At 40.6% G+C, this 16,498-nt stretch carries 23 protein-coding genes; all 23 read right to left on the minus strand.

What is annotated here, in order from left to right; translation table 11 throughout:
* Window positions 1-123: 123 nt before the first annotated feature.
* Window positions 124-1,446, minus strand: a complete 1,323-nt coding sequence (locus tag ACNSN3_RS06725) for a Na+/H+ antiporter family protein (protein ID WP_418608848.1) — start codon at window positions 1,444-1,446, stop codon at window positions 124-126.
* Entirely contained in the window at window positions 1,443-3,416 is a 1,974-nt protein-coding gene (locus ACNSN3_RS06730; protein ID WP_418608849.1) for a transglutaminase TgpA family protein, read from the minus strand. The genes ACNSN3_RS06725 and ACNSN3_RS06730 overlap by 4 nt, the downstream gene beginning before the upstream one ends.
* Window positions 3,409-4,395, minus strand: a complete 987-nt coding sequence (locus ACNSN3_RS06735; protein WP_418608850.1) for a DUF58 domain-containing protein — start codon at window positions 4,393-4,395, stop codon at window positions 3,409-3,411. Before ACNSN3_RS06735 ends, ACNSN3_RS06730 begins: the two co-directional genes overlap by 8 nt.
* Before the next feature lie 4 nt (window positions 4,396-4,399).
* Window positions 4,400-5,305: an AAA family ATPase gene (locus ACNSN3_RS06740; protein ID WP_418608851.1), complete on the minus strand. Its 906-nt coding sequence runs from the start codon at window positions 5,303-5,305 to the stop codon at window positions 4,400-4,402.
* Between the two features lie 8 nt (window positions 5,306-5,313).
* Window positions 5,314-5,697: a response regulator gene (locus tag ACNSN3_RS06745; protein ID WP_418608852.1), complete on the minus strand. Its 384-nt coding sequence runs from the start codon at window positions 5,695-5,697 to the stop codon at window positions 5,314-5,316.
* A gap of 530 nt (window positions 5,698-6,227) precedes the next feature.
* The gene (locus ACNSN3_RS06750; protein WP_418608853.1) at window positions 6,228-7,370 is read right to left on the minus strand and encodes a phage minor head protein; all 1,143 of its coding nucleotides are present in this window, start codon (window positions 7,368-7,370) and stop codon (window positions 6,228-6,230) included.
* Between the two features lies 1 nt (window position 7,371).
* A complete protein-coding gene (locus tag ACNSN3_RS06755; RefSeq protein ID WP_418608854.1) occupies window positions 7,372-7,914 on the minus strand; it encodes a hypothetical protein in 543 nt (180 codons plus the stop codon).
* A gap of 2 nt (window positions 7,915-7,916) precedes the next feature.
* A complete protein-coding gene (locus ACNSN3_RS06760) occupies window positions 7,917-8,360 on the minus strand; it encodes a hypothetical protein (RefSeq protein WP_418608855.1) in 444 nt (147 codons plus the stop codon).
* A 10-nt stretch (window positions 8,361-8,370) separates the two neighbouring features.
* Window positions 8,371-8,985 carry a DUF3164 family protein gene (locus ACNSN3_RS06765; RefSeq protein WP_418608856.1) on the minus strand — a complete coding sequence of 205 codons (615 nt, stop codon included), beginning with the start codon at window positions 8,983-8,985 and terminating at the stop codon, window positions 8,371-8,373.
* On the minus strand, window positions 8,978-10,480 hold the full coding sequence (locus ACNSN3_RS06770) for a phage portal protein family protein (protein ID WP_418608857.1): 1,503 nt from the start codon (window positions 10,478-10,480) through the stop codon (window positions 8,978-8,980). The genes ACNSN3_RS06765 and ACNSN3_RS06770 overlap by 8 nt, the downstream gene beginning before the upstream one ends.
* Complete coding sequence (locus tag ACNSN3_RS06775) at window positions 10,473-12,212, minus strand: hypothetical protein (RefSeq protein ID WP_411736839.1); 1,740 nt, start codon at window positions 12,210-12,212, stop codon at window positions 10,473-10,475. The genes ACNSN3_RS06770 and ACNSN3_RS06775 overlap by 8 nt, the downstream gene beginning before the upstream one ends.
* A complete protein-coding gene (locus tag ACNSN3_RS06780) occupies window positions 12,212-12,718 on the minus strand; it encodes a DUF1804 family protein (RefSeq protein WP_418608858.1) in 507 nt (168 codons plus the stop codon). The genes ACNSN3_RS06775 and ACNSN3_RS06780 overlap by 1 nt, the downstream gene beginning before the upstream one ends.
* On the minus strand, window positions 12,718-13,056 hold the full coding sequence (locus tag ACNSN3_RS06785; protein WP_055012195.1) for a hypothetical protein: 339 nt from the start codon (window positions 13,054-13,056) through the stop codon (window positions 12,718-12,720). The genes ACNSN3_RS06780 and ACNSN3_RS06785 overlap by 1 nt, the downstream gene beginning before the upstream one ends.
* Window positions 13,057-13,065: 9 nt before the next feature.
* Entirely contained in the window at window positions 13,066-13,509 is a 444-nt protein-coding gene (locus tag ACNSN3_RS06790; RefSeq protein WP_055012194.1) for a hypothetical protein, read from the minus strand.
* On the minus strand, window positions 13,499-13,753 hold the full coding sequence (locus ACNSN3_RS06795) for a hypothetical protein (protein ID WP_418608859.1): 255 nt from the start codon (window positions 13,751-13,753) through the stop codon (window positions 13,499-13,501). Before ACNSN3_RS06795 ends, ACNSN3_RS06790 begins: the two co-directional genes overlap by 11 nt.
* 159 nt (window positions 13,754-13,912) lie before the next feature.
* Window positions 13,913-14,131, minus strand: a complete 219-nt coding sequence (locus ACNSN3_RS06800) for a hypothetical protein (protein ID WP_418608860.1) — start codon at window positions 14,129-14,131, stop codon at window positions 13,913-13,915.
* On the minus strand, window positions 14,131-14,322 hold the full coding sequence (locus ACNSN3_RS06805; protein WP_368484751.1) for a hypothetical protein: 192 nt from the start codon (window positions 14,320-14,322) through the stop codon (window positions 14,131-14,133). Before ACNSN3_RS06805 ends, ACNSN3_RS06800 begins: the two co-directional genes overlap by 1 nt.
* A gap of 2 nt (window positions 14,323-14,324) precedes the next feature.
* The gene (locus ACNSN3_RS06810; protein WP_409425415.1) at window positions 14,325-14,630 is read right to left on the minus strand and encodes a hypothetical protein; all 306 of its coding nucleotides are present in this window, start codon (window positions 14,628-14,630) and stop codon (window positions 14,325-14,327) included.
* A gap of 9 nt (window positions 14,631-14,639) precedes the next feature.
* Entirely contained in the window at window positions 14,640-15,047 is a 408-nt protein-coding gene (locus ACNSN3_RS06815) for a Mor transcription activator family protein (RefSeq protein WP_076921186.1), read from the minus strand.
* Window positions 15,044-15,241, minus strand: a complete 198-nt coding sequence (locus ACNSN3_RS06820) for a hypothetical protein (RefSeq protein WP_076921188.1) — start codon at window positions 15,239-15,241, stop codon at window positions 15,044-15,046. Before ACNSN3_RS06820 ends, ACNSN3_RS06815 begins: the two co-directional genes overlap by 4 nt.
* On the minus strand, window positions 15,242-15,637 hold the full coding sequence (locus ACNSN3_RS06825; RefSeq protein ID WP_418608861.1) for a phage protein GemA/Gp16 family protein: 396 nt from the start codon (window positions 15,635-15,637) through the stop codon (window positions 15,242-15,244).
* 11 nt (window positions 15,638-15,648) lie between these two features.
* Complete coding sequence (locus ACNSN3_RS06830) at window positions 15,649-15,954, minus strand: hypothetical protein (protein ID WP_418608862.1); 306 nt, start codon at window positions 15,952-15,954, stop codon at window positions 15,649-15,651.
* Window positions 15,955-16,121: 167 nt separating this feature from the next.
* Window positions 16,122-16,481: a hypothetical protein gene (locus ACNSN3_RS06835; protein WP_418608863.1), complete on the minus strand. Its 360-nt coding sequence runs from the start codon at window positions 16,479-16,481 to the stop codon at window positions 16,122-16,124.
* Window positions 16,482-16,498: the final 17 nt, after the last annotated feature.

Consider the following 16,498-nt stretch of genomic DNA (forward strand, 5'->3'; position numbering starts at 1 on the left):
ATTCATCTAATGGCCAACTTAGCAATTGAATATAATAAAACGTATTAGTTTTTCAATAAGGAGGGCGTATTAAAGTAATAAATGAGACTAATAAAAAGGCGTGCAATGCACGCCTTTAAATAACTATAAAACCATAGCGGCTATCCAGCCAAACACCAATAACGGAATATTAAAGTGAATAAAGGTTGGCACAACCGAATCCCAAATGTGGTCGTGTTGTCCGTCAGCATTAAGTCCTGATGTTGGCCCTAGCGTAGAGTCAGAGGCAGGGGAGCCTGCATCACCTAATGCGCCAGCCGTACCAACAAGTGCAGCGGTTGCCATTACAGAAAAGTTTAGCTCTAAACATAAAGGCACAAATAAGGTGGCAATTATAGGCACAGTCGAAAATGAGCTACCAATGCCCATGGTTATAAATAAGCCGACTAATAAAATTACTGCAGCTGCTATGGGTTTATTACCGTCAAAAATGGCGGCGCTGCTATGGACTAGGCTAGCAACGTGTCCGGTTTCTTTCATTACAGCAGCAAAACCTTGCGCAGAAATCATAATAAAACCAATCATTGCCATCATGGCAACACCCTTGCTAAACACGTCGCCGTTTTCTTCCCACTTAACCACACCAAATACACTAAATATAACCACCCCGACTAGGCCACCTAATATCATTGAGCCACTGGCATTTTGAGCGATCAGAGAAGCAAGCACGGCAAATAAACCAACCAGCATTACCTTTTTTGGGTTTTCAACATCAGCTTGTTGGCTTTGAACTGTTAATGCTGTGCTTGTGTATTCGCGGCGTTTTCGATAAGTAATAAATAGGGCAATCAGCAAGCCGACAAACATACCAATAGCTGGAATGATCATAGCTAAAGGGACACTGGTATTAACAATCTCAAGGCCATTATCAACTAGGTTTTTATGTAATATTGAGTATAAATAAATACCCCCAAAACCATACGGCAGCACCATGTACGAGGTGGCTAAACCAAAGGTTAAAATACAAGCAATGGCACGTCTATCTAATCGCAGTTTATTAAACACCACAAGCAGCGGCGGGATCAAAATGGGAATAAAAGCGATATGCACCGGCACCAAGTTTTGAGAAGAGATAGCACAAATCAAAATAATAAACAGAATAAAGTAGCTTAATATGGTTTCACTAGAGCCTGTTTGAGCATTTACTTTAGCGAGTAACTTAGCGGCCAAAATACGCGTTAAACCTGACTTAGAGATAGCGACGGCAAATGCACCTAGCATCGCATAGCTTAAAGCAATCTCGGCGCCTGATGATAAGCCAGAATTAAAAGCATCAATACTTTCTTTTAAGCCCATGCCTGCGGTTAATCCGGCAACAAGCGCACTTATTGTCATTGCAACAATCACATTTACGCGGACCAAAGTGAGTCCAAGCATTAAAATAACGCCTATAATAACTGCGTTCATAGATTTCTCTGTTTTATAGATTTAATTAATTTTATCAGATCTTTAGCCTGATTTTTACGTTCTTTGGTAAATGGTTGTCTCGCATAGCGCACTTGCTCAAATAAGTGACAAAAGGCGGTTATTTGTTGCTCTGCATAGGAGGCTTGTTGACTAATGTGTTGTAATGTTTGAATAGGCGTAGCATTTTCAGGGTAGTTTATAGTGTGCTTATTAGCCCAACTGAGTATTTGATAATACTCTTTTACCAGCGGAGGTTGCTTGGTTGTTGCCTTGGGGCGGTTTATATAAATAAAATAAGCACTAAAACTTAAAATTAAAACAATAATAACTCCAAGAGGTACTAACCAAACATAAGTGTTACCAAATAGGGACGCTAATAAATCTTGTTGTTTATTTTTATCAAATCCCAGCACCCAACTAGACCATTGATAATCGAGGTTTTCTAATTCAAGGCGAAGCCAGTTTATGGCAGCATAATTACTTAAACTAACTAAACCAAAATTAATATTATTTTTAAATTCATCATTTAATGCAGCACTCTGTGATAAAGAACCATTTAATCGTTCGGGCGCAACAACCGCTGTTGCATCAAATATTCTCCAGCCTGCATTAGTATATACCTCAACCCAAGCATGCGCATCGTATTGACGAACGGTAATATAGTCATTGTTTTGATTATGCTCTCCGCCTAAATATCCGCTTACTACCCGCGCTGGAACGCCAGCACTTCTAAAAATAAAGGCAGCTGCACTGGCATAATGACCACAAAAGCCACGTTTATTATTAAACATAAATTGATCAAGCGTATCATCACCGCGCATAGGTGTTGGCGTAAGAGTGTAACTGAAACTATTTTGCGAAAAATAATCTAGCAGTTTATTAAAAAGCTCATCAGCGTTAGCACTTCTGTTTTTTAACTGTTGCGCCAGTTGATAACTTTTTTGGTTATTACTCACAGTAAGCGTTTTATAAAAACGCTGCTCTACGCTATTAAGCTTCTTAGTCGATAATGGTTTAGTACTAACAGAATATTGTAACACTTTGGATTTATATTGTTTTTTACGCAGCAAGCCGACTGAGTTGGAAACTACATTTTCATTGTTACTACTGGCATAGCCAAGCCCATATAACCAATCAGCCATTGCTGGCTCAGCAATTATTGAGTATTGAGTGGTGTTTCCATTGCTGCTATTTTGGCTTGGTAACATCATTGCTTGTTTTAAAAACGAAGATGTTTTCCAAGCTTTACCGTCAAATTCATCATGTACAATAGCGCGCCAGTAATAAGGGGGCGTGGTTGAATTATTATCAAACTTCGCTCTAAAAACCAATTCATCGGAGTTTGATAATTTAGCTATATCAAATGGGTCTACTTGTTCAGATAGGCCTGTTTGCGCCATTTTTGGCCCAGGTAATTGCCAAAATGCAGGGAGTTTTGGTAAAAATATTAAGAGTACAACTGCCAAAGGAAAAGCCAGAAATATTATTTTAGCACTTTGTTTTGATGACAGTTTTAAACTATGACTAGATTCAAGTAACCCAAGTACAGCAAAATTTAAAATATACAGTGTACTAATAATTAAAGTGGTAAAAATAGTTTGGCTAAACAAATACACTGCTGAAAGTGAGAAGAATGTGAGGGTAATGATCAATTGATAATGCTGCTTTGTTTTTGCCTGTAGTAATTTAAAAACGCATGACAGCAAAAGCATGGCAACAAACAGCACCACAGTATCTTTAAAGCCAATACTGCTTAGCATAATAATTAATGCTACTACAGCGAGTCCGTTTGCTAACCACGCATTGGGCTTTTGTTTGTGTTTAAGAGTTAAATAAATATTCCAACCACATAACACGCTAAGCATAATAATAAAGGGTAGGGGCAAGTGTTCTATAAAAAAGCTCACTAAACCTAAGTAAATAAATGACAGAGAAAAATTTATAACGCGTTGATTTTTTATCTCATTCATAATCAGCGCCTACATTACTTAAGGCTTGTAAGCAGCGTTGCAGATGAAGCTTACCTGATCCATTTTCTATGGATTTATTGGGCAATTTCATCGAGTAATTAATGTCGCTTTCAAACGCTTGGCATACTAGGTAACACAATTGCCCTAAGCGTTGCTCGGTATCGCCTGTCATTAAATTAAAGTCAAATTGTGTATCGGCAGATTTAAAATCACTAAATTGTTTTACTAATAATTGCTGAGTTTTTGCGTAGTGTTTCCACGAAACTCGCTGCAACCCCATTTCTGGTAAATGGGTAATTAAACTTTCAAACTCATCATCGCCTTGGTGCTTTTCATTACCATCATCATTAGCAGTTATTTGGCTTAACTGTTTGTAATTTGGGGTTTTAATAATTGAAGGGTAAACATAAACGGTATGATCTGGTTGAATATAGCTCCATACACTCACCAAACCAAATGGATAATTACTGGCAATTTTTATTGGCTTTAGTAAATAGCGTCCGCGCTTTAAATAAGGCAATGGTAACTGGCATTGTATGGTATCGGCTTTAACACTCTCTATATAGCAGTCTTGTTCTAAATTATTGGGATAACTTAAGGTGATTGACTGACATGTGTCGTTTGATTTTATTTGCCACACTAACTGAGGTGGCTGTGGCGCATAACTCTCAATAGTATTCTTAAAGCTGACAGTTAATCCTTTTGCGTTGCTGTAACCTAACAACAAGGCAAAAATAATAATCACAAACATTAAATACGCCATAAACAGTATTAAATTATTTTGATAATTAATTCCCATTACAAAGTTTAATAGCGCAACTATCGTAAAATATACACCCAGTGTGGAAGGCAAAACATAAATAGTATTATGCGTTAACGTGATGCTATTTTTTTTGTGCTTATTTTTTAATAAAGTCGTTAAAATTGTACTTTTTATAGCATGGATAAAAGTAGGGCGTTTTATTTTAAAAATACCCATTGGTTTAAACGGGCACTAAAACATTTTTTAAAATGTCTGCAATTTGGTTGTTGCCAGACTCACTATGCAAACCTAATCGGTGCTGGCACACACTAGAAAATACCGCTTGTACATCTTCAGGTAGAACAAAGTCTCGACCTTCAATATAGGCCCATGCCCTTGCAGATTTTGCCAGCGCCATACTGGCTCTTGGTGAAAGCGAAGCAGCTAACGATTGAGCCTCACGAGTGTAAGTCACTAATTCAATTATATAGTCAATAACCGCAGCGCTTAGCGTAATATTAGCTATAGATTCTTGTATTTGTTTAAGTTGTTGCTGGTTAATTCGCTGTGGTAATCGGGAGTAATCGCGCTTTTGATTGTTTAATAGTAATCTTTTTTCAGCGTTTTTAGGTGGAAAGCCTAAGCTTATACGCATTAAAAAACGATCTAATTGCGATTCTGGCAGCGGATAAGTTCCTGCTTGATATAAAGGGTTTTGAGTAGCAATAACAAAAAACGGAGTAGGGAGCGGGTACTTTTCTCCATCTACGGTCACTTGTTGTTCTTCCATGGCTTCTAATAACGCACTTTGGGTTTTAGGGCCCGCACGATTTATTTCATCAGCAAGTACTACTTGGCTAAAAATTGGGCCTTTATGAAATGAAAAGCTGTGTTCTTTATTATTAAAAATATTGGTACCAATAATATCAGCGGGTAATAAATCGCTAGTAAATTGAATACGCTGATACGATAAACCCAAAACAGCAGCTAATGCATGCGATAAAGTGGTTTTACCCATACCTGGTAAGTCTTCAATTAGTAAATGACCTTCACTAAACAAACAGGTTAATGCTAATTTTATTTGTTGTTGCTTGCCAAATATAACGGTAGATAGGTCATCAATAATAGTGGTAACTAGGTGCTGCATAATGTCCTTTAATCTATCAGTTCTAAACGTTTCATTACGGCATCAACTTTTTGCGCGTTGAAAGGTTTAGCTATAAATTCTTTTGCGCCAAGTTCCCAAGTATTTTGTACGGTCTCAAAACTATTATGGCCTGAGCACATAACCACATGAGCATATGGGTGCTCGTTATTAATCGACTCTAAAATTTCGATGCTTTCAGAATCAGGTAAATCAACATCTAAAAATATAACGTTGGGTGATTTTTCGCTAAGTAAGGGTTTAGCACAATTAAAATTATCACACTCAATAATGTCATCAAAACCTAAGCCAGCTAACACTTGGCTTAAGTCAGCACGGATTTGTTTAACATCATCAATAATTAAAATTGGTTCGAGTGGGCGTACAAATTCCATATGAATACTTCAACATTTTTTACGGCTTGTGATTTAATATTAAGCTAAGCATTAAGGAACCTCAAGGTGATAACTATGAATTACCGTAATAGTCGTTTAAATGCACTTAATGTCCGATACCGTCTAGTATTGGACTTAGTGAGCTTGAAGTTATTAAAATAGAGCGCCACACATGCACTTAAATAGCACTACCTATAATTTATATTATGTTAAATAATGTAAGAATGTACTTTATCAAACTAACTATCTGTAAGGGGTTGTTCATTTCTAGAATAATGATGATATGAGGATTTTCGCCCTCGTCTTTTGGAAAAGCCCATTATTACTGGGGTTAGCTAATCCTGAGCGGAAAATTAGTTAAATTTGAATTACGCTTGGTTTTAGACGAAACTTGTTCAAACTGACTCATTACCCAATCATTCCTGCTCATTATACGTTTAGAATTAGATCATTTCTGATCGTTTAACTTTCCTTTAAATACACTTTAAACGCCTTTTAAACGCTGTTTAAATATTTTGAGCTGCCGATATTTAAAGTTTTTCGGCAGCTATTATTGTATTGAACTGCGGTCCTAGCTCTATTGTGATCATAAAACCTTGGTACGATATTTTTACTTGGTTGCCTATATAAGCAAACGTATTTGGATTTTGAACAGCGTTCATTAGTTCGTGTATTTGTTCAATTGCTAATTGGCCCGTTAAGAGCTTTTCAATTTGAGCGTTGCTCACTGTAACAGTGCTACTATATATAGGTGCGTTTTTACGTGATAACTCGTTTAGTAAATTTACAGGCAAGTGCCCTAGCGTAAATTGCTGGCCATCGGCTCCTGATTTTTTAAGTGCCAACTTTGCTGCTTGCAAGTTTACCTGCTTTATATAGTACTGCTTAGATTTTAAAACCGCTTCGTTAAATTGTGGTACCGCCAGTTGTTGTAAATCCTTTGATAGATTTATGACTGACTTACCCGCTGCAATGTCTGCACCTAACCATGCTTTCCCTGGATTATAATCCCAACCTAAATCAATGCCTGGTAACTTACTTAGCTCTTCACCTGTAGATGGATCAACAACATTAAATGACTCCATAAACTTATCTACTTTTTCAGGCTTAGTAACAGACAAACCCATGCGTGCTATATCGCGCGCATTAAGTGACACCACTTTACACCTGCAGTTATAACCATTCGGTGGATAATGTGTATCCCAAAAAGGATGATCCACAGGCAATAAAATATAATTCCACTTACCGTGTTCAGGTCTTACGCGGCTATCACCAGCAGTTAAGTATAATAAATAAGGTCTGCGCTGTTTTATACGTTCTTGTTGTTGCCAACGACCAGCGGCACGCGCAGTGTTTTTATTGTTTTGATAGATAACTTTAGTACGCCAGCCCCGCTTGCCATTGTATGACCAACCTTGATCACCCACTATTTTGTCAAAGCGTTTTCTAAAGTCCGATATAGTTTCGCCGTCACTAATTGCTTTATCTACTGCTTTATATAGCTCGTTTATAATTTCGATTTGTGTTGCACCTGCAACGGTAAATGCCTTGGCGTGAATTAAGCCTTGTAAATCTTTATATGATTCACTGGTTAGCTTAATTTTGTCTTTAAAGTGAGAAATGGCTTCCTTGAACTTAACAAGGTCGCCATATTGTGGAGCTGGTAAAGCCATATTATTGCTCTTTTAGCGACTGTTGAATGTCCTGAATTTCATTTCTACGTGAATTATCACGGCTATTACCAAAGAAGAAATTCAATATTGACGCTACAACGGTGCCTAAAATAAAGCCCAAAATGGTGTCTGCAAAGCGTGTTGCGGTATCTGGAATGGTTAAAAACGTTATACAGCCTATGTATATAACCGTTGCAACAGACCAAAACCACGCATAGTAATAAATGAAGCGTTTAGAAAACTTATCATCTTGATTAAGTGCCTGTATCTGCATATTTCGGGCGCTTTGAGTGTTTTTAAACGCTAAATCATCAAGCTCTTTTTCACGGTTTAATATGGTTTGCCTGAGCTCTTGTTGTAATGCACTCGATTGCTGAATACGGTTCATAGCCTCTTGTGGTGAACCGCCATTAGTGAGTGTTTGTGCCATATCAACAACTTTAGACGCGACCTTTGATCCATTGTCGCCCCCTATCCAACTGCCTATTTTTTTATCCAAACCAGTAAGCTTTGCAAGGCAAAGTGCTATTGTAATTGGGTCCATAGTTATACCTTTATATAGTCATAGTAAGATTTGCCGCCAATTTTAATAAGCTCTAAACCTTCAAGCTTTTTATACTGACGGACGAGGCTTTTAGCGGTTGTAAAATCGCATGTGTGGTATTGAGTTACTTCATAAAGCTCTGGCATTTCTTTTTTTGCACGGCGCTTACCCCATATTTTTTCAAAACTTTTAATTGATTTAGCCGTATATTTTGCACGGGTTCGTTTACGCCAAACATCAGGAATACATGCAGGGCGCTCGTTGTCTTTAGAGTACCAGCCGCCTTTAATTACACCGTCTACGTAAACCACTAAGCTTGTTTTAGACTCAGATACGCGCCCGCGTGTCACGGTTATTTCAAACTCACCATATTTGAAAATAACGGAGCTAAAAAGCCCAGCTAAGTGCTTTTCTATCTCTGTCCACTGCTCTTTTGTAATGGCCATAAGCGCCCCGCTACAGTTTTGCTATATCGAGTGAAATTGCTTGCTCAATGCCGTTATCATCTTGCTTGTAAAAGCGGATGAAGCGGGTTGAGTCAACCACGCCAACGGATTCCGCAATAATGTTCATGGCTTTAGCCCATTTGCCTGAATCGTCAGTAATTTCGAGTTTACGCAGTGCTAAAATACGTTGCGGGTTAAGTGAGCCTTGCTTATCGGTATTGAACGTTTTACTAACAATAGCTTTAATGTTTTGATTGCCGCCTTCGGTCCATTCATCTAGGCATTGATCAATTAATTGTTTAGCAAGAGTAAGTTCTGGGCCAAGTTCAATGCGTTCTTGCGTTTGTAGCGTTACTTTTAATTGGCTGTCAAAGGTACGTAACATCACATTGCCTTTTTTACCGCCTAAGTTAACGCCATGTTCTTGGGCTAATAGCTCTATAAAGTCGTCGGCCTCAGCCATTAAACTTTGTTTAAACTCTGCCAGTGCTTCTTGCATTTTAATCGCTTTATCAATGGCTTTTTTAACAAACTCGTCTTTGATTAAATCGGTTTGTTTAATGTTTGCAACGGCGACTAAATTGCCTTTGCCGTCTTTTAAATACCCGTCAGGAACATTATTCATTGTCTATCTCCACAGTTTTAGAATTAGCCTCATTCATGCCTGCCATAAACTCATACTCCATTGCTGATTGGGCTACTTGCACCAGCGTAGAGTCTGAAATGTCGGGGAATTGTGAGGTGATTTTTTGTTTAAGTTCGTCCAGGTCTTTTGATGCCTGAGCAAAATTAAAAAGCTGTTTAATGGTGTCGTCTGTTGCGTGATCAAACACATCTAACTCGTTGGTAAGCTCTACGCTTTCAGTTGGCTTTTTGGCAAACTCAGTTTTAGCAGGTGTTGCAATGCCATGGCCTTCGTCGGGCACACCAAGTATTGCTTCACCGTCTTTTGGCTTTGGTACACCGAGCTCTTGATAAGCCCAGTCTTCACCAACTGGGACAATACGGGCTGTTTCACGCACGCGGGTTACGGTGTCGGTGTTAATTTCGCGTTTGTCTTTAAAGATGAATTTTGGCGGTTCGCCACCATCAAAATTTACTGTATGAAGCGAATTTAAAAGCTGATTGCGGTATGACGCTACAAGCGCCCTGTCTGAGCGTTGGTTGTCGCCTGCACGTTTTGCATGAGTTTCGCTGGCAGCACGTGCGCCGCCATTTTTTTGCTCTGTTGCTAAGGTTTGACTGGTTAAAGCTTTGCTTATTTCAGCATTACAAAAGTTAACCAAGCGCTCGGGCACTGGCTCGCCAGATAGCTTGCTTTCGATGATTTCAATGCTGGTGTCATCGGGTATGGCGGCTATGCCGTCTTGAACAAGCCTAGCTAGCCCATCAAGTAAGTTATTTATGTCTGAATCTTTACTGCCTATTGGGTATTTACCCACAGGAAATGGAATACCAAAGCGCTCGCACAGCTGTACAAAAAACTTAAAGCCGCCATGCTTAAACGTCCATGGCCAAAAACAACTACTTAATAATGCAATACCATACGGGTTTTCGGCACTTGGCATATGGCGAACACACGACCAACGACGAGAATCGACTATTTCGCCCTGTGGGTTTTCACTGGTTTTTACTAATAGCTCGTGATCACTATTAAACGCAAAGCGGCTGTTACGCCATGTTTCTACGTATTCGGGTTGCCAATGGCCATTGTTTTTAATGTACTTGCCAAGGTGGGTAACACTAAAACCGTTTAAAATGGCGCTGTAATTGTGCCAGTCCATATCGGCCCATTCGGTATGTGGGCATGGTTTACGGGCAAAAAAGGCTTTAGCTAACTCATAACTTTTTAAACTGGCTGCGTCGTCACCCCCTGGCACAAGCTCAGTATTAAAGCTAAATAAGCCACTGCGCAGTGAGCGCAACTCTCCAATAACGTGAGCATCACGGGCTATTTCTTCATAAATAGCGGTGTTTTTACCCGCACGGCGCAGTATTGGATCTGGGTTTGGTAGCTCAGTAATAAGCGCTGTTAGGCTAGGGTCTAAGCGGTTTTGGTCAAACATACGGTTAAGCGCAGCGTATGCTTTTGATGTAATACGTGGCTTGCTTTTAAACATGATAGCCCCTTATTTGTTTTGTCACTTTACGGCTATTTACACGAGGAACGCCGCCTGCCCCTGTGCTGGCTATCATCCATAAAATAGCCAGGGCACAACTTAAATCGTAGTGATGGGTTGTTTGCTTTTCTGGCCAGTTTTCAAGCTCGTCGAGCAGTAAGCGACACCGTGAATGAAAGGCAATTTGTGCCGGCGTATTGGTTACATAAGTTTCAAGTGAGCCTATACGTTCCTCTGCAGATATGGTTGCAGTAACACCACGTAAAGGCAGTGCTATACCTTGCTCTAAGCCTGTAGTAATAAATTGGCTACGCATAAAATCAAAAGCATTGTTATTTTCAAAGCCCCATACGCGGCAGTTATATTCTTTTTGAGCGCGAATTAAGTCGTTAAGTAAACGGCTAGTACCACGTACTTTGCGGCTTTCGTATTCAACGTGTAGCTTTTGTAAATCTTGGGAATAAAAACCCACTAATATAGCGCTGGGATCGGCTTTTTCTGTTTTGCCCATACTTGGGTCACATGCGCCATAAGGTATCCATTCGTTTAAGCGGTCTACCCAAAAATCAAACTGGTAAAATATGGCTTCTTCGTCACTTTTGGCAATGCCTTGCATTTCGCGGTTAAACTCACGTTTATTAGCCGCCCACATACACATTAAATCGTAGAGTGTACGCACACTTGGCCAACTGGTTTGGGCACCCTTAAGCATTTGCTTTTTACGCTTTAACCAAAATTTAAACGAGGGTTTTTGCTCAGTTGAAACAGCCTCACCCTTTGCGGCAGCGCGTTTTTCAAAGCGTTTGTCGTCGTGCACCATTAAATCGCGGCACTCTTCCCATAAATCCATGCGTTCAGGCATTTGTTTAATGGCTTTAAAGCGGTGAACAATATGCCCTGGTGCTTCTTCGGCGCGGCTTATTGGGTCATCGTTATTTAAAACGGTATTTACACCTAAAAATTTAACGGTGCCATCGGGTGGGCCAAGGTATTGCACGGCGGCTTCTAAAAAGCGCCAACGGTTATCACGCTCTGTGGGCGATTTAGCCTCGGCATCGGTAATAATGTCATCGGATAGCAGTAGCTTAGGGCGGCTGGCACCATGGAACGTACCGCGTACTGACTGCTCAGCACCACGGCTTTCAAAGCGTACGCCTTGCGCTGTTACAAACTCGCCTAACTTCCATACAGGGGATTTTTGGCACACTTCGGGAAAGTCTAACGCAAGATTATTATTGTTAAGCAACTCAGTTTTAACTACCTCGAGTGTTTTGGTTGGCATTTTTGTTTCAGCGCCAAACAAAATTACAAAATCAATAAATTGGGTTATTTTGGCAAGGCCCAGGTCTTGGCAAATCTCAGGATCTTGCAATAGCGCCAGCACCGCTACATACACAGGGGCAATTTTTACCCCAAGAGTACTTTTGCCCTCACCACGCGGGGCTACAAACCAGTTTTTCCAGCCATTTTTAAGCTTGAGTGCTTCGGGAAACCAGTTCATAAAATAGCTTTGGAATTCAGAGGCTGTTTGATCGTCGTCAAGCCACATATGATGCGGAAAATACGTATACACAAAAAACTCAAAATCGCCGCCAAGTACACGTTTTCGGCGTGATTTTATTGCAGCGGGGCTTGGGTCTATGTTGCGTTCTTTTGCTTCAATATCGCGGCGTAGTGAACCGGTTATTTGTTCTATTTCAGCTAAAAACTCGCGTGAATTCATATCGGCCATTAGTCGTCTAACTCCGTATCGAGCTTAGGACCAAACGCGGTAAGTATTTCAACAAATTCTGGCGCAAAGTCAGGGTATTTGGTTGACACAAACTTAGCCAAAATTTTAAGTACTTCGGTGGCAATGGTGCGCTTTTCAAGCTTTTTATTCCCGCCCGACACTTTCATTACCTTGCTCATCATATCGGTAAGTGAGCTCAATATTTTGGTGCGTTGGTCAAGTGGCAGTGCTGCGCCTTCGGCTGATTTTAAAAGCTCAAAGGTTTCGTTTACTTGAATGGTAAACTCTTCAATAAAGTCGGTGGTAAACTCCCCTGCTGTGCCTTCGCTACGGCGGCTTGCTGCACGGGCTAGGTCCCAATCGTCACCATTGTCTTTAGCTTCCATTTTCCAGCGTCGTGCGGTGCCATCGGCCACACTGTGCTTAATAGCGGCAACACTTAACGCAAGCAGCTCGCTTACATAGCTGTGGCGTACGGCGTTTTTCTTTTCAGCTGGGTGTGCCATTAGCCCGCCATCCCATTTTTTACAGCATAGGCAATAAGCGACACAGCCAAACCCGCAGTGCCACCCATGGCAGCTACTTTAACGCGTTGGTTTGTTAGTTTTTCTTCAACCTTGCTTAAGCGGTCATCTTGCTTATTAATGGCTGCAATTTGGCGTTTTTCGCTTTTTTCTATATCAAGCTTTAAGCCATCGGTTATTTCTTTTTGACGCGCTTCGCTTTTTTCAATGCTTTGATGAATATCGGCTTTTATATCTTTTAGGTCATTTAAAATAGCGGCTTGGCTGCCCTGTATTTCACCAATGGCCTGAAAAAGTAAGTTTTCTTGCTCTTGATTCATGGGTGTTCCTTACGGGTTAAATACTTTAATGCCCGTCCAGGTAGGCGTGCGCACATCAAAATGAAACCAGCTCACTTGACCTTCAATGGCGGTGATATATGGAAATTCTTGCGGGTGGGCTAATACGTAGTCACGTACTTGTTGAGCAGTGTAGTTTTTAAAGCTGCAGTCGAATGCTTTGCCTAGCTTATGTTGGCTGCGTTTAGCACCTATGGTGCAATCAAGTGGGCGGTAGCCACGGTATTGATTTGCGCCGCCAAAATACCAGTTGTTTACGGTGCATGGGCCAAACGTGTCGCGTAGTTTTTGCAGCATGCGCAATGCGCGGTCATCAAATAAATGAATTAAAAATAATGGGGTATCGTTAAATAGTTCAAACGTGGCTTTAGGTACCAACTCTTGAAATATAAAACTAGGGGCAGTAGGAACGGCCACTCTTTGTTTAAGAGCCATGCTGTTGAGTCCTTATTTTGTTGGTTAAACGTTGTTTTACTAGGACGTAACAGGCAGGTAAGCGGGTATTACGCACCGGCTTTTTATTCGCTGGGTTTAGCAGCGCTTTAACGCGGGTACGCAATGCGGGCAGGTCTTTTAACGGGCAACGGCGAGAAATTGCAATCTGCTCGGCTTTAGAACTGGCCTTAATAATTTGTTGAGCTAATAACTCAATAAATGGCGCATGCACTGTATTTGTCATGCTGGTAGTAAATCAATTTAGGGGATTGGGTAACACTGTAAAGTTGTTTGCGGATGGGGGTTTTAGAGCTAGCTTATTAGGTTAAATTAAAAAGGCTTGCTAATACAAGGGGGCAAGCCAATTTAATTTAAATAAGGTTTAAACATGGTTTAAATACAATTATATTTTTTTGAAACTAGCGTCCCAATCACTGTAATCAGTATCGATAAAATCACTAGGTGAGCGTGTTACTTTAAGCTGCACTTGTATTTCTTCTTTACCACTTAATAATACCCCTAATGACACTTCATTGTCTGCGTAATCACCAGCAAACATATCACTTAGCAGCTCTTCGATATTATCAACTGCTTTGCCTGCTATTTCTCTTGCTCCACTCATCATTTACCCTTAATTTCTCTAAATGCTTCGCGGTATTCGTCCATCATGCCTGTTGTGTTTAGGCCAAATAACTTGCGTTGGTTGATATACCGGTTAAGCAGGTTTAAACCGTATTCGTACTGCCACTGCTTAGGTTTAGCGCCGCCGCTAAGTTGCAACGCAGTGAGCAGTACAAAGTTATTGCTTTGCATTGCTAAGCATTGTTTCTTTGATATTTACGGCCGCAATAGCAGCAATGTGTGGCCATTATCGAAATGTCGATTTTAGTTTTATTGCGTGCATGGCCACCACCTTTTTTGGCTGCTTGAAATTCAACTTCAACCTTAGGGTTTACTGGCGAGTACTCCCCTTCAGTTAGAATCATTGATTGCCCTTGCCACCTAAAACCTATATTAATGGCGTCTGCAGGTACTTTGCCTTGCTCTGTTAAATGGTCTTTGACGCGGTTTAATGTATCTTTAAAACAGTTACACGCTTTATTTTCAGTATTGGTATCCATGTTATTCCCCTACAAACTTAAATTTAATTGTGTTTCGTGCGCCCGTTCGTCTTGGTATGCACTGTAAATACTGCTTACTTGCTGGCGGGTTATTTTAAAACGCTTAACCAGCTGCTGAATGTTGCAGGCTTTGGTGTCTAGCGCCTCACAAATTTGTTGATTACGAATTTGCATAAGCACTTTGTGCAACATGGGTATTTGGTAGCTTGAGCCTACATTGGCATTTATTAGCTCTTGTACCAGGGCTTTACCAAACACCTTAACTACTTCGTGATCCTCGGTAGGCTTTTCAGGAATATAAAACATTTGCCCTTGTTGCTCGGTAAGTACGGCAATGGTTTGTTCAACCCCTAAGTGTTTAACAATGCGACGTAGGCCGTGGGGTAATGCCCGTAAATCTATGCTTGATTCGCTCATGATTGCTCCTCAAATAAATAATCTAAGCCATGTTCGCGGTCTATTCGGCGTTGCTCTTGATAGGCTTCTACATCACGGCGAACACGGCATTTTTGCTTGTCTTTTTCTTTTACATTACGGTAGCGTTTTTCCTCTGTATAAGCGGCCTTACGCGGGTTAATAGTAAAGTTTTGGTACTCTTGGTAATTAGCCATTTACGCCCCCTGCTTTGCTTTATAGCGTGCAAGCCATTGCTTAAGTACTTCAATAATATGCGGCCATTGCTGGGCGCTTTGGCTTAGCTTTTTACCTTGTAAGTGCTTTTCACAAAACGCATCGCAGGCCTGTTTTGAATCGATATTTACAGCGCCTGCGCGGCTCAATTGGCCCCACAGGCTGTAAATCATTTTTAGTTGTGCGGGTAACTGTGTTTTACCTGCATTTGGGTTCATAGCACGGTAACGTGCAAGCAGTTGCTGTTGCTCAAGCTTGGTTAAACCTGTGCAGGTATTAGCACGACCATCGCAAATGTACGACACATTAAGTTGGTGGGTATCTTGGTCGATACCCGCCGCCTTTTGTGCAATTTTGATTTGTTGTATTAAACTCATAACGTTCTCACTCACTTAAGGTTTCGTTTTGCAGACTTACCTAAACCACAAAAAACAGCTAAATCACGCCATAACCCAACGAGATAGCTTAATAAACGCATTTTCTGACGATGACGTATTTCAGCTTTGTGCCATTTTAACCACCCTTCCACGCGCAGAGTTTCACGTGCTTCAAGCTTTTCAAGCTTGGCGAGCCAAAAATTATACTCGGCTTGTTGAGCAGTTAAGCCTTCCTGCTCAAAAGACATTTCAAGAGAGTAGTCATGAGGCCCGTCTTCTTGGTCGCTTGGCTCTATTGCAGATATACAATGAGTCAATTTCGCTTCTAACTCCTTTAATTGACTCAAATATATTGGAGGTGGAGCTAAGTGCTCCTGAACAAATCGAGCAGTTGTCTCGGGTGTTCCAACGCATACAACGCAAGTACACAGACGAGTGGCCTTTCGATGACTTTCAGTCACCTTTTTTGCAGAAGTAATAGAGCTCACGCGCTTTCCTCCAGGGCTTCAATTTCAAAGTGTGGCGCTTGGCCTATGCCAATAATTTTAATGCCCCAGTCTTTCATGTCGCTGGTATAAACCAGCGGAAAATCACGATAGATATTATTAAAACGTCTTGCTGTGTGGGCATGAGAGTTAATTTCATGCACATGGTGAATACTAAATAACTTGTCGGCAGCAAGGGTTGCAAAGGCCGCTTTAATGTTGCCATCGCATTTATCTATGAGCTCACCTTGAGGGTCTTTTTTAGCAAGTAGGCTTAACATTGTTGCGTTTGTAACCAACGAGCTAAACGCTAAATGCGCGGTGTAACGTGATGTGTTTAATTTTATTGAAAATGCCATGAGTAAATCCTTATTTA

It is taken from the genome of Pseudoalteromonas sp. US3C1004, from assembly GCF_048401065.1.
In the GTDB taxonomy this organism is placed as follows: domain Bacteria; phylum Pseudomonadota; class Gammaproteobacteria; order Enterobacterales; family Alteromonadaceae; genus Pseudoalteromonas; species Pseudoalteromonas undina.

Coding starts and splice junctions, on each gene's coding strand:
- ACNSN3_RS06725 (WP_418608848.1), bottom strand. CDS start 1,446: ATGAACGCAGTTATTATAGGCGTTATTTTAATGCTTGGACTCACTTTG.
- ACNSN3_RS06730 (WP_418608849.1), bottom strand. CDS start 3,416: ATGAATGAGATAAAAAATCAACGCGTTATAAATTTTTCTCTGTCATTT.
- ACNSN3_RS06735 (WP_418608850.1), bottom strand. CDS start 4,395: ATGGGTATTTTTAAAATAAAACGCCCTACTTTTATCCATGCTATAAAA.
- ACNSN3_RS06740 (WP_418608851.1), bottom strand. CDS start 5,305: ATGCAGCACCTAGTTACCACTATTATTGATGACCTATCTACCGTTATA.
- ACNSN3_RS06745 (WP_418608852.1), bottom strand. CDS start 5,697: ATGGAATTTGTACGCCCACTCGAACCAATTTTAATTATTGATGATGTT.
- ACNSN3_RS06750 (WP_418608853.1), bottom strand. CDS start 7,370: ATGGCTTTACCAGCTCCACAATATGGCGACCTTGTTAAGTTCAAGGAA.
- ACNSN3_RS06755 (WP_418608854.1), bottom strand. CDS start 7,914: ATGGACCCAATTACAATAGCACTTTGCCTTGCAAAGCTTACTGGTTTG.
- ACNSN3_RS06760 (WP_418608855.1), bottom strand. CDS start 8,360: ATGGCCATTACAAAAGAGCAGTGGACAGAGATAGAAAAGCACTTAGCT.
- ACNSN3_RS06765 (WP_418608856.1), bottom strand. CDS start 8,985: ATGAATAATGTTCCTGACGGGTATTTAAAAGACGGCAAAGGCAATTTA.
- ACNSN3_RS06770 (WP_418608857.1), bottom strand. CDS start 10,480: ATGTTTAAAAGCAAGCCACGTATTACATCAAAAGCATACGCTGCGCTT.
- ACNSN3_RS06775 (WP_411736839.1), bottom strand. CDS start 12,212: ATGGCCGATATGAATTCACGCGAGTTTTTAGCTGAAATAGAACAAATA.
- ACNSN3_RS06780 (WP_418608858.1), bottom strand. CDS start 12,718: ATGGCACACCCAGCTGAAAAGAAAAACGCCGTACGCCACAGCTATGTA.
- ACNSN3_RS06785 (WP_055012195.1), bottom strand. CDS start 13,056: ATGAATCAAGAGCAAGAAAACTTACTTTTTCAGGCCATTGGTGAAATA.
- ACNSN3_RS06790 (WP_055012194.1), bottom strand. CDS start 13,509: ATGGCTCTTAAACAAAGAGTGGCCGTTCCTACTGCCCCTAGTTTTATA.
- ACNSN3_RS06795 (WP_418608859.1), bottom strand. CDS start 13,753: ATGACAAATACAGTGCATGCGCCATTTATTGAGTTATTAGCTCAACAA.
- ACNSN3_RS06800 (WP_418608860.1), bottom strand. CDS start 14,131: ATGAGTGGAGCAAGAGAAATAGCAGGCAAAGCAGTTGATAATATCGAA.
- ACNSN3_RS06805 (WP_368484751.1), bottom strand. CDS start 14,322: ATGCAAAGCAATAACTTTGTACTGCTCACTGCGTTGCAACTTAGCGGC.
- ACNSN3_RS06810 (WP_409425415.1), bottom strand. CDS start 14,630: ATGGATACCAATACTGAAAATAAAGCGTGTAACTGTTTTAAAGATACA.
- ACNSN3_RS06815 (WP_076921186.1), bottom strand. CDS start 15,047: ATGAGCGAATCAAGCATAGATTTACGGGCATTACCCCACGGCCTACGT.
- ACNSN3_RS06820 (WP_076921188.1), bottom strand. CDS start 15,241: ATGGCTAATTACCAAGAGTACCAAAACTTTACTATTAACCCGCGTAAG.
- ACNSN3_RS06825 (WP_418608861.1), bottom strand. CDS start 15,637: ATGAGTTTAATACAACAAATCAAAATTGCACAAAAGGCGGCGGGTATC.
- ACNSN3_RS06835 (WP_418608863.1), bottom strand. CDS start 16,481: ATGGCATTTTCAATAAAATTAAACACATCACGTTACACCGCGCATTTA.